This window comes from Enterobacter cloacae complex sp. 418I7 (assembly GCF_050030705.1).
Lineage (GTDB): Bacteria > Pseudomonadota > Gammaproteobacteria > Enterobacterales > Enterobacteriaceae > Enterobacter > Enterobacter intestinihominis.
The window spans coordinates 99009-113808 of sequence record NZ_JBLGUU010000001.1; the positions used below are offsets into that span (position 1 = coordinate 99009).

14 protein-coding genes, 1 tRNA gene and 1 pseudogene are annotated in these 14800 nt (G+C 52.0%); 7 read left to right on the top strand and 9 right to left on the bottom strand.

The features are described from left to right. Positions 1-220: 220 nt before the first annotated feature. From ACQG0S_RS00500 to ACQG0S_RS00530, 7 genes and pseudogenes are all read right to left on the bottom strand, one after another. Positions 221-2554 carry a primase-like DNA-binding domain-containing protein gene (locus ACQG0S_RS00500; protein WP_048966535.1) on the bottom strand — a complete coding sequence of 778 codons (2334 nt, stop codon included), beginning with the start codon at positions 2552-2554 and terminating at the stop codon, positions 221-223. Between the two features lie 14 nt (positions 2555-2568). Continuing rightward, on the bottom strand, positions 2569-2889 hold the full coding sequence (locus tag ACQG0S_RS00505) for a DUF5375 domain-containing protein (RefSeq protein ID WP_048966536.1): 321 nt from the start codon (positions 2887-2889) through the stop codon (positions 2569-2571). After that, positions 2886-3113 (bottom strand): annotated as a pseudogene (locus tag ACQG0S_RS00510) (hypothetical protein). The gene ACQG0S_RS00505 and the pseudogene ACQG0S_RS00510 overlap by 4 nt, the downstream one beginning before the upstream one ends. 104 nt (positions 3114-3217) lie before the next feature. Beyond that, complete coding sequence (locus tag ACQG0S_RS00515; RefSeq protein ID WP_017694616.1) at positions 3218-3667, bottom strand: hypothetical protein; 450 nt, start codon at positions 3665-3667, stop codon at positions 3218-3220. Beyond that, complete coding sequence (locus ACQG0S_RS00520) at positions 3660-3959, bottom strand: hypothetical protein (RefSeq protein WP_017694617.1); 300 nt, start codon at positions 3957-3959, stop codon at positions 3660-3662. Before ACQG0S_RS00520 ends, ACQG0S_RS00515 begins: the two co-directional genes overlap by 8 nt. Beyond that, on the bottom strand, positions 3952-4503 hold the full coding sequence (locus tag ACQG0S_RS00525) for a host cell division inhibitor Icd-like protein (protein WP_048966537.1): 552 nt from the start codon (positions 4501-4503) through the stop codon (positions 3952-3954). Before ACQG0S_RS00525 ends, ACQG0S_RS00520 begins: the two co-directional genes overlap by 8 nt. Further along, a complete protein-coding gene (locus ACQG0S_RS00530) occupies positions 4500-4766 on the bottom strand; it encodes a helix-turn-helix transcriptional regulator (RefSeq protein ID WP_048966538.1) in 267 nt (88 codons plus the stop codon). Before ACQG0S_RS00530 ends, ACQG0S_RS00525 begins: the two co-directional genes overlap by 4 nt. A gap of 546 nt (positions 4767-5312) precedes the next feature. On the opposite strand from ACQG0S_RS00530, the gene ACQG0S_RS00535 reads away from it, so the two are divergent. The 5 genes from ACQG0S_RS00535 to ACQG0S_RS00555 all read left to right on the top strand — a co-directional run bounded on the left by ACQG0S_RS00535 (position 5313) and on the right by ACQG0S_RS00555 (position 9216). Then, complete coding sequence (locus ACQG0S_RS00535) at positions 5313-6056, top strand: hypothetical protein (protein ID WP_048966540.1); 744 nt, start codon at positions 5313-5315, stop codon at positions 6054-6056. A 3-nt stretch (positions 6057-6059) separates the two neighbouring features. Then, positions 6060-6278 (top strand): ogr/Delta-like zinc finger family protein, encoded by a 219-nt coding sequence (locus ACQG0S_RS00540; RefSeq protein ID WP_023304273.1) that lies wholly within the window; start codon positions 6060-6062, stop codon positions 6276-6278. A 28-nt stretch (positions 6279-6306) separates the two neighbouring features. Beyond that, complete coding sequence (locus ACQG0S_RS00545) at positions 6307-6870, top strand: phage polarity suppression protein (protein WP_048966541.1); 564 nt, start codon at positions 6307-6309, stop codon at positions 6868-6870. 653 nt (positions 6871-7523) lie between these two features. Beyond that, on the top strand, positions 7524-9044 hold the full coding sequence (locus ACQG0S_RS00550) for an anti-phage dCTP deaminase (protein WP_048966542.1): 1521 nt from the start codon (positions 7524-7526) through the stop codon (positions 9042-9044). Between the two features lies 1 nt (position 9045). Continuing rightward, entirely contained in the window at positions 9046-9216 is a 171-nt protein-coding gene (locus ACQG0S_RS00555; RefSeq protein WP_023621957.1) for a hypothetical protein, read from the top strand. A 49-nt stretch (positions 9217-9265) separates the two neighbouring features. Here ACQG0S_RS00555 and ACQG0S_RS00560 read toward each other — a convergent pair whose 3' ends face one another. Both ACQG0S_RS00560 and ACQG0S_RS00565 read right to left on the bottom strand, forming a co-directional pair. Then, positions 9266-10453 carry a tyrosine-type recombinase/integrase gene (locus ACQG0S_RS00560; RefSeq protein WP_048966543.1) on the bottom strand — a complete coding sequence of 396 codons (1188 nt, stop codon included), beginning with the start codon at positions 10451-10453 and terminating at the stop codon, positions 9266-9268. 162 nt (positions 10454-10615) lie between these two features. Next, positions 10616-10710 (bottom strand) — tRNA-Sec (locus ACQG0S_RS00565). 288 nt (positions 10711-10998) lie between these two features. Here ACQG0S_RS00565 and ACQG0S_RS00570 point away from each other — a divergent pair. Together ACQG0S_RS00570 and yicI are read left to right on the top strand one after the other, a co-directional pair. Next, complete coding sequence (locus ACQG0S_RS00570; protein WP_048966544.1) at positions 10999-12390, top strand: glycoside-pentoside-hexuronide family transporter; 1392 nt, start codon at positions 10999-11001, stop codon at positions 12388-12390. 12 nt (positions 12391-12402) lie between these two features. Beyond that, positions 12403-14721 (top strand): alpha-xylosidase, encoded by a 2319-nt coding sequence (gene yicI, locus ACQG0S_RS00575; protein WP_048966545.1) that lies wholly within the window; start codon positions 12403-12405, stop codon positions 14719-14721. Positions 14722-14800 lie beyond the last annotated feature (79 nt).

The window sequence follows — 14800 nt, forward strand, 5'->3', positions numbered from 1 at the left end:
ATTTTCTATATTGACAAACTATCTATTTATAAGTCACCAGTGATAAATTTCTTTAAAAAAACTTTTTTTTGGAAAAACTGTTCACACTGTTCACTACGGTATTTTATTTAATATATTCAAATGGTTATGTAGTGAACGGTTGGTGAACAGTGAATACTTTACTGTTCACTTTTGCCGTTTTGCAGGTAAAAAAAGACCGGCTATTGCCGGTCAGGGTAGGTTATTTCGCTATAGGGTCATCACATTTTGGCAACCAGTCGGCATTACTTTCCTCTCTGAGTGCCAGATTTGTCTGTATGCCCTGATTTTTTCGGCGCTTCTCATAACTTAGCCCGTACTCTTTCAGCATGGCCGGCAGTCCCTTACCGAACATGGTGAGGCTGAGTGTATTCTTGTAGCCGTGGGCTTCCATATACGCCAGATAGGCATGATACAGATACAGGCGCGGCTGGCGCGGAATGATGTTGGCATTGCCAATATACATACCCTCAGGCTCCGGCAGTGCTTCCAGATAGCCGCAAAAATCAAATGTCGGATCAGCATCGCGTTTAATACTGAGCGCCTCGTCGGAGTTCTGCTGTGACTGGAGCAGAGCACGGGCAGTCATCGGGTCGCTGAACTTCTGCATAAGCTGGCGCACAATTACGGCCAGCTCGCGAGCGATTTTGTTTTTTAGCTGCGGGTCGCGTTCATCCGGGGCAATCTGTTCCGGGAAATGCAGGATCACCCGGCGACGGGAAACACCGCCGCTGCGGTCGGTAAAGCGCATCGGGTTATTGTTCACGGCCAGGATCACCGCCGGAATATGGGTGGAGTATGCATCCTTGTATTTCGGGTCTACCGAGACCGCATCCCCGCCGGTGATGGCCTTTAGTCCTGCCCCGTCACCGCTCCACTTTTCCTGGTCAGGCAGGCGAATCAGCGAGAAGCCAATCAGAGCCGCACGTTCGCGGGGTGATTCCAGCGTTTCGATGGTGGCCGACGTGGCGTTATCTTCCCCGGCAAGCATCGTCGCAATTTCGGCCAGAATACTTTTTCCGCTCCCGCCGGGACCGGTGACTTCGAGAAAGAGCTGCCAGTCGTAACGGTTAGCCAGCACCATAAACAGGGCGGCAAGTATCACGTCGCGCTTTTCCGGTCTGCCACCGGCGGCACGGTCGAGCCAGCGCCAGAAATCCGGGGCGTGGGTTTCCAGCGTTTCCCCCTCCACTGGAGGGGTAAAATCGACATCACAGAGTGTGCGCAGCCAGTGCGATTTATGATGCGGGCTGAAAGTACCGGTGGCGGTATCGAGTACACCGTTGCGAAAGCCAATCAGACGCCGTGCCGGGGCATCCTGCTGCGGAATAATCAGTTTCAGGGTCTCCACCACTGAGGCAATTTTCCCCGACGAGAACGGGGCACGCAGACGCTGGAACAACCCGGCAACGTCGCGGGCAAAATCCGACGGTGGAATGATTTTCCATATCCCGGCCTCATAGCGGGACAGGAGCTGGCCGTTTGCATCCACGGCCAGCGCTTCTCCGTAATGCTCATGCACCCGCATTGCCTTTTCACTGGTGCTCATGGCGGTAAATTCTGCCTCGCTCATGGTAGCGAAAGGGCTGTCAGCCGGTGGCCGGATGGCGTCATAAATCGCTTTTCGTGTCGCCTCTTCGCCTTTTTGCATAAACGCATCATTCCAGTCACCGAATACCGGCGGCAGGGCGACAACGCCCTCACAGGCGTCTGCGGCCGCAGCGGCTTTGTTCTGGCCGTCGCCGCTCAGGTCGCGGTCGGCGGCGAGCACAATCTGACAGGCCGGGTGTTTCTGACGGGCAAGGCTCGCCAGAGAAAGGAGGTTCACGGACGACAGCGCCACCATGACGGTTTCCCCGGTCAGGTGATGCACGGTGAGCGCGGTCGCATAGCCCTCCGCAATCCACAGGCGTTTTCCGGCCTGTTTTTTTCCTTCGATGGTGTGGCACGCTCCTTTTACCGCCCCGCCTTTCAGGGTGCGTTTGAGACCGTCAGAATTGATAAGCTGAAGGTTAACCAGTGCGCCGGTATCGTCATACAGCGGGACAACCACATCACCGGCGCGAAACGTCACGCCGCCGGTTTTGTGTGTGGCCGACAGTACCGGACATTCCCGGTCGGGGAAGCCCTTGCGGGTCAGGTAGGCGTTGCCGCTGGCCGGTCGGGTTTTCTCCATGAGCCTGACGGCCAGTGCGGCCGCCGCTTTGCGGTCGGTATCGGTTTCAGCCTCTGCGGCTGCAATCACTTCCGGGGCAACCGGCGGCAGGTTGCCGGTCACGGCGTTCACCTTCCCGGCAGCCTCTGATGCGTTCATGCCGAACACTTTCTCTACCAGCTTAAGTCCGTCACCCGCACCGCACTGGTTGCAGTACCACGTCCCGCGCCCCTCTCTATCGTCAAAGCGAAAACGGTCAGAGCCGCCGCACACCGGACAGGCCTGATGGCGGTTTTTAAGCACCTTCACACCCAGTGCCGGGAGAATGCGCGGCCAGTGGCCGCACGCCTGTTTTACGGTTTCCGTTACGTTCATTTTCATCGTTATTTTCTCCCTCAGTGCACAACAGGCGATTGCATGTGACGGGCGCAGAGTTCATCCATCACTGCGAGCCCGAGGAAGGACAGCGACGGCGCGGCCTTGAGCGGTCCGGCTTCCATTAAGTCTTCCAGCAGTGAACAGGCAATCAGACGGCCTTTTTCCTCGCCGTGCTGGCGCAGGTAAAAGCCCTCCAGCTCGTCGGCAATGGCGCTTTCCAGCGCGTCGAGGGTGAGGTGCGGGTAGCGGTGCTGACGTTCGCATACTGTCAGCCACGCACAGGCGACAGCGCGGCGATACAGCGCGGCGCGTAATATGGGCGGTAGTGGCTTTTTCATACGTTACCCTCCCCGGTCAGCCAGCGCTGATTGCAGTGTTCGACCACGCCGTCGAGCTGGGCGGTCATGAGGTAAATCACGGAGGTGAGCTGTAACTGCTGCGCAGGGTCACGACGAATGGCCGTGCAGTCCTGCACCTACATCAGATCGCCGACGAGCTGGCCGACGTTGCGAAGGTGTTCAAGGCATTCAAGGTCTGCCCGGCTGATGGTGGGCTGATTTATATTTTGCGGCCGTTCTGCACTGTTAACAGGCATAATTTCGTCTCCTGAGGTCGTGCGTATCCCTGCGCAGATACGCACATTTAATATTCGTTATCGTTTTGTAATTACAGATAATGGCGGTAGCTGTTATCCGGTTTTATTTCCGTTTCCGGCCTGAAATTATTTCGCCATTTATACGCCACCGGTGCCGGGCGTTTAACCGGGGGAATATCGTCAGGATATTTATCGATATTCCGCACCCGGTATTTCTGTAATTCCGGGTCTGCGGCAAGCTCACTCAGAACAGCATGGCGGTTTTCAGGACTGCGTTTAAATACGTCGGGAGACTCGCAGGTAAATTCACGCAAAAAACGACCGAGTGGAATTTCTGCCATATCACCAGTAGCGATAATACGAATGAGGATGGTGTAGGTGCGCCGGTAGGGATTCCAGACTTGCCCCGGGCAGCGGTACGGCATATCCCATGGAATACCGTCGGCCAGAATGCCTGACACCACCACGTCAGGAAAGCCTGAACAACGGTATGTTTCACCCGGCTGAGGGAAATCAAACATGGTGCTCCCCTCCGTTCCCCGATGTCGTGGCGAGAAAGTCACGGCACAGGCCTTTGGCTTTCAGCTCTTCCAGTACGTAGCTAACGTCCTCATGGATATAACTAAAAATCTGCGGCAGGTATAGCTGGTGTAGACCGTTCAGTTCACGGTGCAGCAAATCTCCACCAATGAACTGTGAGACGGCGCTTGCGCGATTGAGTTTATGGTACGCCTCTATGCTGAGGTGTTCCTGCATGGGGTTAAGGTCATCACGACGCGCTGAGACGGTCTGAGGTGTGTTTTTATTAGGCATGTGACACCTCCACAACCGGCAGACGGGCGGCAAGGGAAAGCACGTATTCGCGGACAAGGGTGCGACGGGCGGCCAGCTCGTCACCGGCAACGGTGCGGAGCATACAGATACGGGGCTTACGGTCTGCGCGACGGACGGCGGCAAACACAAAGACAAACTGCGGGTGTAACGGGGTAAGGATCGTAGCCATAAGAGCAATCTCCAATAAGTAGCGGTAAAAGCCACCACCGGAGTTCTCACACACTGGTGGCGACCCGAACGGGGGTGAGAAACCGGCCTTATTGGAAACCGGCCAGCCCGAGGGCTGCCCCGCCCGGATCACCATTATCTGACTGAAACCACGGAATAAACACCACGGCCCGAAAAATAGGTGTGTCTGGACAACGACGTAAAAAAACACGCATGGCGCGTGTTGTGTCGCCAATAAGTAACACGGGTTCTCACGCCCGGCTGCCGATTTTGCGACAGCGAGAAAACTGTACCAGGAAACACACAACGGATGCAAGCCAGAAAAAAGGACTTTTTGCTGAACGGGCAGCATCATGCGTCATATCCCCGCTTGCGTTGGGCAATACGGTCGGCCATCCATGCGGTGACTTCGGATTGCAGCCAGGCAACATTTTTACCGCCGAGTGTTATCTGCTGCGGAAAGGCATTTTTCTTAATGAGGTCATAAAGCGTGGAGCGGGACAGACCACATAAATGCATCACTTCGGGCAGACGTAAAAAACGCTCCGGAGTGGCATCAGTTACCGATATCAGGGGAGTAGTTGGAGCAGAAGACGGAGAAGAAAAAGCAGTTTGCATTAAGCCACCTCGTAACAATCCATACAGCGCCGGTCGTTTCCGTCCGGCTTCGGGTAGCTCTCTATTTTGTGAATATTTTTCTCCAGTGCAACAGGTGCACGTTGTGTCGTGGAGCGTTTTTGTCTGTTATTTGAGCAGTAAAATGAAAAGCCGAAAAATAATCGGCACACGACGCGCTGAGACACTCATAAAATTAGGTTGATTGGATTCTTCTATCGATTACAGAAAATAAAAAAATAAAAACAATGAATCATTCGGGAGAGATTGTCGGTAGCGGTGAACAGTAGTGAACAGTCGGTGAACAGTCATGCCCTCAACTGTTCACCCTTTATCTTATTGTATTACTTATATTTTTATTTAAGGTGAACAGTGGTGAATAGTTATAAGTAAAAAAACAAACGATGAGTAAGGTTTTGCTGAGACCTTTCTCTGGCAAGCCGGGTTTTGAGTGGTGTTTGTGCCAGAACTGCCACAACTGCAATGAATCGAGATGTTGTGTGATGAAGGGCAGAATTATTTCAGGTTGAATAAACGGAGAGCCTGAACATGAAACTCGAAACAGTCATTACCGCCCTGCAAGATGTTGCCGCCAAGCAGTACGCAGAGAACAGCCAGCACGTCACCGACAAGCTGAGCGCATTTACTGCGGCCAGAGACACCCATGTGACCAGCATGCAGGCGCTGAAAGAGATTGATACGTCCATTGAACGCTGTAAGCAGGAGCGGCAGACCGCCCTCGATGAGAGCACTGAGGCGGAGCAGGACTGGCGCAGCCGCTTTCGCACCCTGCGCGGCAGTCTCACCCCTGAAATGAAAGCTGAGCACAGCAGGCGTATTGCCAGTCGAGAGCTGGCCGACGAGTTCACCGGTCTGATTGCGGAGCTGGAGACAGATCGGACACGCGCCATGCTGAATGCCTGCTCCACCGCCAATAAATACCTGTCAGCGCATGACGATGCCTTTACCGCTTACGCCAGTGCGGAATGGGCTCAGGCTGTCAATGCGGTTCCCGTCGCCCTCATTCGTGCTTTCCTGCTGCGCATTCGCGCCCTCGAAATGAAGGGGGAGAGCGCCCCGCAGTCCGTGGTCATCAGTGAGCTGCGCGATGCGCTGAGCCGTCAGGGCAGCCTGTATCACTTCGATATGAAGCAGGAGCCGGTGTTGTCCGTGACGGGCATGCACCGGCCGCAGATTACTGACGTTGATACGGAGCTGTTACGCAGCCCTGCGAAGAGAATGATGCTTGCCAGAAAACTGGCTGAAAATGGCGAGACAAAAGCGGAGGTGTAAGCAATGTTTCACTGCCCGTTCTGCAAAACCAGCGCGCATTCCCGCACCAGTCGGTATCTGTCCGATAACGTCAAACAGCGCTATCACCAGTGCATGAACATCGAGTGCTCGGCCACGTTCCGCACGCTTGAATCCATCGACGGGGTTATTCGTTCACCGGCAACAGAGCCGGTCATCCCGGTACCCGCACCGGCGGCCATCGTTAACCGTGCCGGTGCGTAAGCACGGCCAGTCATCAGGAGAAACATACGTGACCACACTGACGCTACAGAAAGCCTTTGAGGCCTGTCAGGCAAATAAATCCGCCTGGTTGCAACGCCGGGATGAACTGAAGCAGGCCGAACAGACATACCGCGAACAGCTTGCCGGTAACGGCCACAGCGGCCGGAGCCTGCAAACCCTGCGCGAGATTATCGACGTGAAAAAATGGGAAATTAATCAGGCTGCCGGTCGCTATATCCGTTCGCATGAGGAGGTGCAGCGCATCAGTATCCGCGACCGTTTAAATGATTTTATGCAGGTACACGGCGCGGAGCTGGCCGCCGCCCTTGCCCCGGAGCTGATGAATTATTCCGGGCAACACTCCGCCGTTCAGCGCTGTGCCATGCAGCATTCACTCGACTGTCTGCGTGAGGCGCTACAGCTCTGGCTGGTCGCCGGTGAAAAAATTAATTATTCTGCGCAGGATAATGACATTTTAACGGCCATCGGATTCAGGCCTGACGCGGCTTCGCGCGATGATAATCGTGAAAAATTCACGCCTGCACAGAACCTGAATTACACCCGCCGCCGTGCAGAACTGGCCGTGCAGTAGTCCGCTTAAAAATCCCCGAAAATCCCGCCATTTTTACGTATAAAAGCCATGCATGCATAGGTGCATGGTTTTGCATGCGTTTTAACAACACTGAATTCCCCGCCAGCGCCAGCACTGGCGCGCTCTGAGGCCGGTCATGCGCCTGCATTAAAAGCGCCCCCTTAAGCGGGCAGGCGTGGCGGGGAGAGCATTGCGCGCCAGCGGTAATGTATTTATTTATTTTTGCGGGACTTTGTGTACCGTAGTACTGCGCCGTTTCGAACGAGTAATTAGTAATTGCGCAGTAATGTTTGATGGCGTGAAGAGCCCATGAGTGGCTAAGTTTAGGGGCGGGAAAGTGTCGCCCGGTTCAGATACTGAGTGGAGGTTTTGAAGCCGCTCAGCTCCTCTAATACCTTCATCTTATACATTCGGGCCTGTAGAGGTCTAAAACTGCCCATGATCCTGCCTGAATCCGCCCTACGAAGCGGGAAGACGTGACAGTCCCTTACATCATTCATTATACTATTAATTTCCTTATATAACAGTTGGTTACTTCATGTTGCTTAAATATAAATTATGAAGTAATTCAAAAAATCAATTAAAAAAATAGAAAATATGCTATGAATTATTTATAAAAATGTTTTGTATCTTCACGGGATGAATGGCTTCATATGAAAATTACAAAGATAACAGAATTGATTAAAGAAGCGCCTCAGCTTTTAAAAAACTCAGGGGAGGATAAACTATCTACAGGACCTCTATCAGAAATGGTAATAGGGTTAGTTTGTTCCGTTGGCACAGACCTAGAAGCAATCACAAAAAAAATAAGAGATAGATTATCCTTATATAAATTTGAATGTTCTGAAGTCCGGATTTCATCGGATGTGATAGCTGAGCTCTCTGGAAAGGGATATTATACAGATAATTATCAAAGAATTGATGGCTTAATGACCAAGGGGAATAAGTTAAGGGAAGATAGTGAATGTAATTATATATTGGCTCTTGGAGCAATAGCTAAAATTAATGAGATCAGGACAAAACATGCACGTTTACAAATAAATAAAAAAGGAATTGCATATGTTATAAATTCAATAAAGCATCCAGAAGAGGTGTATAAATTAAGAGAGGTATATGGCTCGGGATTTTTACTTTTTGGTGTTTTTTCAGATGAAAGTCGCAGGTTAGATAATTTAATTCGTAATAAAGGAATTCCAGAGGATAAAGCTGGATTATTGATTGCTAGGGATGAAGATGAAGAGTCTGGGCATGGTCAGCATACCAGAGATACATTTCATTTAGCTGATTTCTTTTTAAACCAAGATGGCCGAGATGATAAGCTTAATAATGATATAAAAAGAGTCTTTGATTTACTCTTCGGTAATCCTTTTATTACTCCGACATTTGATGAATATGCAATGTATATGGCCTTTTCTTCAGCTTTGAGATCTGCTGATTTATCGAGACAAGTTGGAGCCGTATTAGCAAAAAATTACGCTATTATGTCAACTGGTGCTAATGATGTTCCTAAGTCTGGAGGTGGTTTATACTGGCCATATTTTAATCCAGAGAACGAAAGTTATGAAGACTATCCGGAAGGAAGGGACTATGTAAGAGGTTTTGATTCGAATGCCAAACAAAAAAGAGAAATTATAGCTGATATTCTCAAGCAAATACCTAGAAAATCTCGTGATAATCTAGAGAAAATCCTCAATAACAGCCATATTCAAGATATTACAGAATATGGTCGTGTGGTTCATGCAGAAATGGAAGCTATTTTAGCATGCGCTAGAACTAACATTAGCACTCAAGATGCTTATATATATTGCACAACTTTCCCATGCCACAACTGCGCTAAGCATATCATAGCTTCGGGAATAAAGAGGGTGGTTTACATAGAGCCATATCCAAAAAGTAAGGCTTATGAATTTCATTCAGAATCAATAACTAATGATGAAAAAAACCAAGGAAAAGTGCTTTTCGAACCTTTTATTGGAATAGGGCCACGAGTCTATTTTAATCTATTTTCCATTGTTAATGGAAGTGGGAATAAAATTAAGAGAAAAGATAAGTCGGGAAATATCGTTAATTGGACTGAGTCTAATTCATCATTAAGGATATCACTGTTACCTATTTCTTACTTGGAAAGAGAGCAGATTTCTGTTAACTTGTTTGCAAAGATCATAGGAGTTTAACATGTCTATCGAAAATGGTTTTATTAAACATGTGGTTGCAACTAAAAAAAGAATTAATGAATGGCCGGAGTGGAAAAAAAATATGTTAGGAGGAGATGATTTATCTTCCAAGTCAATTAAAGTATTAAATAATCTTGTTTTACAAGAAGATAAAAAGAATGAAGAGCAATAAATAAACAATGAAAAAAGAGCTTCGAAAGAGGCTCTTTTTTATTTATAAATCAAAGTGTGTCTTCACTAATTGTATTAAATATAAAATTACTATACCACTGAAGCATTGCGCGTCTATTTTCTAAATATTGTGCGTGATTGTATGTTCCACGAATAGAATTTTTATCAACATGTGCTAATTGCATCTCAATCCAAGCACTGTCAAACCCTTGTTCATGCAATATTGTCGACATTGTATGTCTAAATCCGTGGCCTGTAGCACGGCCTTTGTAACCAAGTAACTCAATCACTTGTGACACACTTTCTTTCGAGATCGGTTTGCTACGGTTGTTCCTGCCAATAAAGATGTAAGGGTAATGGCCGGTAATTGGTTTGAGCTGTTTAAAAAGGTCAACTACCTGAGTAGATAAAGGAACAATGTGAGGTCTACGCATTTTCATCCGCTCTGACGGGATTTCCCATATCCCCTTTTCAAGGTCTACTTCTTCCCACGTAGCAAAGCGCATCTCCTGCGTTCTTACACCAGTAAGCATAACAATCTTAGTCGCATTTTTCGTGATGATGCTGCCGGTATACGCTTCAAGATCTCTAACAAAATGAGGTAGCTCATCGGCGGATAAAAACGGATGGTGCTTTTGCTTCGGAACAGCTAGAGCGATGGCTAAATCAGGTGCAGGATTGTATTCAGCACGGCCAGTTATGATTGCGTAGCGATAAACCTCACCGCACCTCTGACGCACCTTACGTGTTTTCTCTAGTGCCCCACGCTTCTCTATTCGTCGCAATACTTCAAGCAGTTCTAACGGTTTAATTTCACTGATAGGGCGTTTACCAATGAACGGGAACACATCTTGTTCAAATGTCTTAATGATTTCTTCGCGATAGGCCACTGTCCAGCGGTCAGCTTTGTTGGCGTGCCATTCTCGACATATAGCTTCGAATGAGCTTTCAGTGGAGAGTTGCTGAGCTAGTTTCTGGGCTTTGCGTTCCTCAACCGGGTCAATGCCATTGGCAACTTGCTTACGAGCGGTCTCACGCTTCTCACGTGCTTCAGCTAGGCTCACAAGGTCGTAGCTACCAAATGACATTAACCGCGCTTTCCCGGCAAAGCGGAAACGGAAACGCCAGCCCTTCGAGCCATCGGGATTGATAAGCAATGACAGGCCTTGCCCGTCGTTCAATGTGTATGGCTTGTCTTGGGGCTTTGCTCGTTTGATTTGTATATCTGTAAGTGCCATGTGTATAAGCCAAAAATGTGTATAAAAAATCTATACACATCACTATACATATTTTTCATGGATTCAGGGAGATCTTGTCGGACTGTTACGGATGATCAATCCACTGTGATGATTGAAAATAAAGGATTTTTAAGACTTTCTCGGATTATTGCGGAGGAACTTTGGCGGAAGATCACAGGAGTCGAACCTGCCCGGGAGCGCTGGCGCCCCCAACTGGATTTGAAGTCCAGCCACCTCACCGGAGATGACGATCTTCCGCGCCTCGATTGCTACATGGAGGCGGGGCGCATTATAGCTACTTTCAGGCATTTACCACATACCCCACACCACTTTTTTCACCTCTCTTTTGACCTGAATCCCCCTGTTTCAGCTAATTCTTAAGAAAATCCTCAGGTTAGCATTTCGTGCTCATCAACTTTTATCCCGATCACAAAAAACAAGAAACGTAATCTCTTAACCAGAAAACGCAATACCCGCTCCTGAAACAATGGTTTAAAACCAATGCAACCGGTCTCAGCGCCCCCTACAGCGTGAAGGATAAAAATATGAGCGAAGTATTGTCAGTAAAAGAGAAGATTGGCTACGGCATGGGAGACGCCGCCAGCCATATCATTTTTGATAACGTCATGCTTTACATGATGTTTTTCTACACCGATATTTTTGGTATTCCCGCCGGGTTTGTCGGCACCATGTTCCTGCTGGCACGCGCGCTTGATGCGATCTCCGACCCGTGCATGGGGCTGATTGCCGACCGCACCCGCAGCCGCTGGGGCAAGTTCCGCCCGTGGATTTTGTTCGGCGCTATCCCGTTCGGCATCGTCTGCGTGCTGGCCTACACCACGCCGGACCTCAGCCTCAACGGCAAAATGGTTTACGCCGCTATCACCTACACCCTGCTGACCCTGCTCTATACCGTGGTCAACATCCCGTACTGCGCGCTGGGCGGCGTGATCACCAACGACCCGACGCAGCGTATCTCCCTTCAGTCCTGGCGCTTTGTGCTGGCGACGGCGGGCGGCATGCTCTCCACGGTGCTGATGATGCCGCTGGTGAACCTTATTGGCGGGGATGACAAAGCCTTCGGCTTCCAGGGCGGGATCGCCGTGCTGTCGGTGGTCGCGTTCCTGATGCTGGCGTTCTGCTTCTTCACCACCAAAGAGCGCATCCAGGTGCCGCCAAGCACCACCTCCATGCGGGAAGACCTGCGCGATATCTGGCAAAACGACCAGTGGCGCATCGTCGGCGTGCTGACCATCCTCAACATTCTCGCCGTCTGCGTGCGCGGCGGCGCGATGATGTACTACTGCACCTGGATCATGGGCTCGCCGGAAGTGTTCGTCGCGTTCCTCACCACCTACTGCGTCGGCAACCTGATTGGCTCCGCGCTGGCGAAACCGCTCACCGACTGGAAGTGCAAGGTCAGCATCTTCTGGTGGACCAACGCCGCGCTGGCGGTGGTCAGCGTGGCGATGTTCTTCGTGCCGATGCATGCCACCATGCTGATGTTCGGCTTCATCTTCGTTATCGGCGTGCTGCATCAGCTGGTGACGCCGATTCAGTGGGTAATGATGTCCGATACCGTCGACTACGGCGAATGGACCAACGGCAAACGCCTGACCGGCATCAGCTTTGCAGGCACGCTGTTTGTGCTGAAACTCGGCCTGGCGCTGGGCGGGGCGATGATCGGCTGGATGCTGGCAGGCGGCGGCTACGACGCGGCAGCCAAAACCCAGAACAGCGCGACCATCAGCATCATTATCGGTCTGTTTACCCTGGCACCGGCGATCTGTTACGTGCTGAGCGCCATTATCGCCAGGCGCTACTACACGCTGAAAACCCCCTTCCTGACCAAAATCCTGCGCGAGCTGGCGCAGGGTGCGCGCCGCAATCAGCAGGAGTTTGAAAACCTGCCGGTCAGTAAAGAATTGCAGAACTAAGAGGACGTAAGCATGAAAATCAGTGATGGAAACTGGCTTATTCAACCGAGCCTTAACGTGACGTATCCGGTTCAGGTGTTCGACGTGGAGCAGCAGGGCAATGACCTGGTGGTGTACGTCGCGCCGCGTGACGTGCGCGAACGCACCTGGCAGCTCGACACGTTGATGTTCACGGTGCGCCTGTTTGCTCCGCAGGAAGGGATTGTCGGGGTGCGCATTGAGCACTTCCAGGGCGCGCTGAACAACGGCCCGCACTATCCGCTGAACGTTCTGAAGGATGTAAAAGTTGAGATTGAAAACAACGCCGAATTTGCCGAGCTGAAAAGCGGCAGCGTTAGCGTGCGCGTTACCAAAGGCGAGTTCTGGGCGCTGGATTTCCTGCGCAACGGCCAGCGCGTTACCGGCAGCCAGCTGAAAAACAACGGCTACGTGCAGGATACCAACACCGATCGCAACTATGTGTTTGAACGTCTGGATCTGGGCGTGGGGGAAACGGTCTACGGCCTGGGCGAGCGCTTTACCGCCCTGGTGCGCAACGGTCAGACGGTCGAAACCTGGAACCGCGACGGGGGCACCAGCACCGAGCAATCCTACAAAAACATCCCGTTCTACCTGACCAACCGTGGTTATGGCGTGCTGGTGAATCACCCGGAAAATGTCTCGTTTGAAGTCGGCTCCGAGAAAGTGTCCAAAGTGCAGTTCAGCGTGGAAGGGGAGTATCTGGAGTACTTCGTGATCGACGGCCCGACGCCAAAAGAGGTATTAAACCGCTATACGCAGTTCACCGGGCGTCCGGCGCTGCCGCCTGCGTGGTCGTTCGGCCTGTGGCTGACCACCTCGTTCACCACCAACTACGACGAAGCGACGGTTAACAGCTTTATCGACGGCATGGCCGAGCGCGACCTGCCGCTGCACGTGTTCCACTTCGACTGCTTCTGGATGAAGGCCTTCCAGTGGTGCGACTTCGAGTGGGATCCGGTGACCTTCCCCGACCCGGAAGGGATGATCCGCCGCCTGAAAGAGAAAGGGCTGAAGGTCTGCGTGTGGATCAACCCGTACATCGGCCAGAAATCGCCGATCTTCCGTGAGCTGAAAGAGAAGGGCTACCTGCTCAAGCGCCCGGACGGCTCCCTGTGGCAGTGGGACAAATGGCAGCCGGGGCTGGCGATCTACGACTTCACTAACCCGGACGCGTGCCGGTGGTACGCCGACAAGCTGAAAGGCCTGGTGGAGATCGGCGTCGACTGCTTCAAGACCGACTTCGGCGAGCGTATCCCGACGGACGTCCAGTGGTTTGACGGTTCCGATCCGCAGAAGATGCACAACCATTACGCCTACATCTACAACGAACTGGTGTGGAACGTGCTGAAAGAGACGGTGGGAGAAGAAGAGGCGGTGCTGTTTGCCCGTTCTGCCTCCGTGGGTGCGCAACAGTTCCCGGTGCATTGGGGCGGCGACTGCTACGCCAACTATGAATCGATGGCGGAAAGCCTGCGCGGCGGGCTGTCGATTGGCCTGTCCGGCTTCGGATTCTGGAGCCACGATATCGGCGGGTTTGAAAACACCGCTCCGGCGCACGTCTATAAGCGCTGGTGCGCTTTCGGGCTGTTCTCCAGCCACAGCCGCCTGCACGGCAGCAAATCCTACCGTGTGCCGTGGGCGTACGATGACGAGTCCTGCGACGTGGTGCGCCACTTCACCCAGCTGAAATGCCAGCTGATGCCGTACCTGTATCGTCAGGCGGCGCTGGCCCGCGAGTTCGGCACGCCGATGCTGCGGGCAATGATGCTGGAGTTCCCGGACGATCCGGCGTGCGATTACCTCGACCGCCAGTACATGCTGGGGGATTCGATGATGGTGGCGCCGGTGTTCTCCGAGGCGGGCGATGTGCAGTTCTGGCTGCCGGAAGGGCGCTGGACGCACCTGTGGCACAACGATGAAATCGAGGGTAGCCGCTGGCATAAGCAGCAGCACGATTTCATGAGCCTGCCGGTCTATGTGCGCGACAACACGCTGCTGGCGCTGGGTAACAATAACCAGAAGCCAGACTATGCGTGGCACGAGGGGACGGCCTTCCAGCTCTTCAACCTGAGCGATGGCGCAACGGCGGTGAGCGAAGTGCCTGCGGCGGACGGTTCTGTGGTGTTTACGCTGAAGGCGTCACGTCAGGGCGACGTCGTGACCTTTACCTGCGCGGGAGATGCGCAAAACTGGTCGGTGTGCTTGCGCAACGTGCAGAAGGTCGGCGGCGTAAAAGGCGGTTCACATGTGGGCAGCGAGTGGGGTGTGGTGGTGAAAGCCGACGGGGATGAGGTGGTGGTTCACCTCTGAGCCGTAAAAATGCCCGGTGGCGCTTCGCTTACCGGGCCTACGGTAATTATGCGGTCTGATGCCCTCACCCACGGTAGAA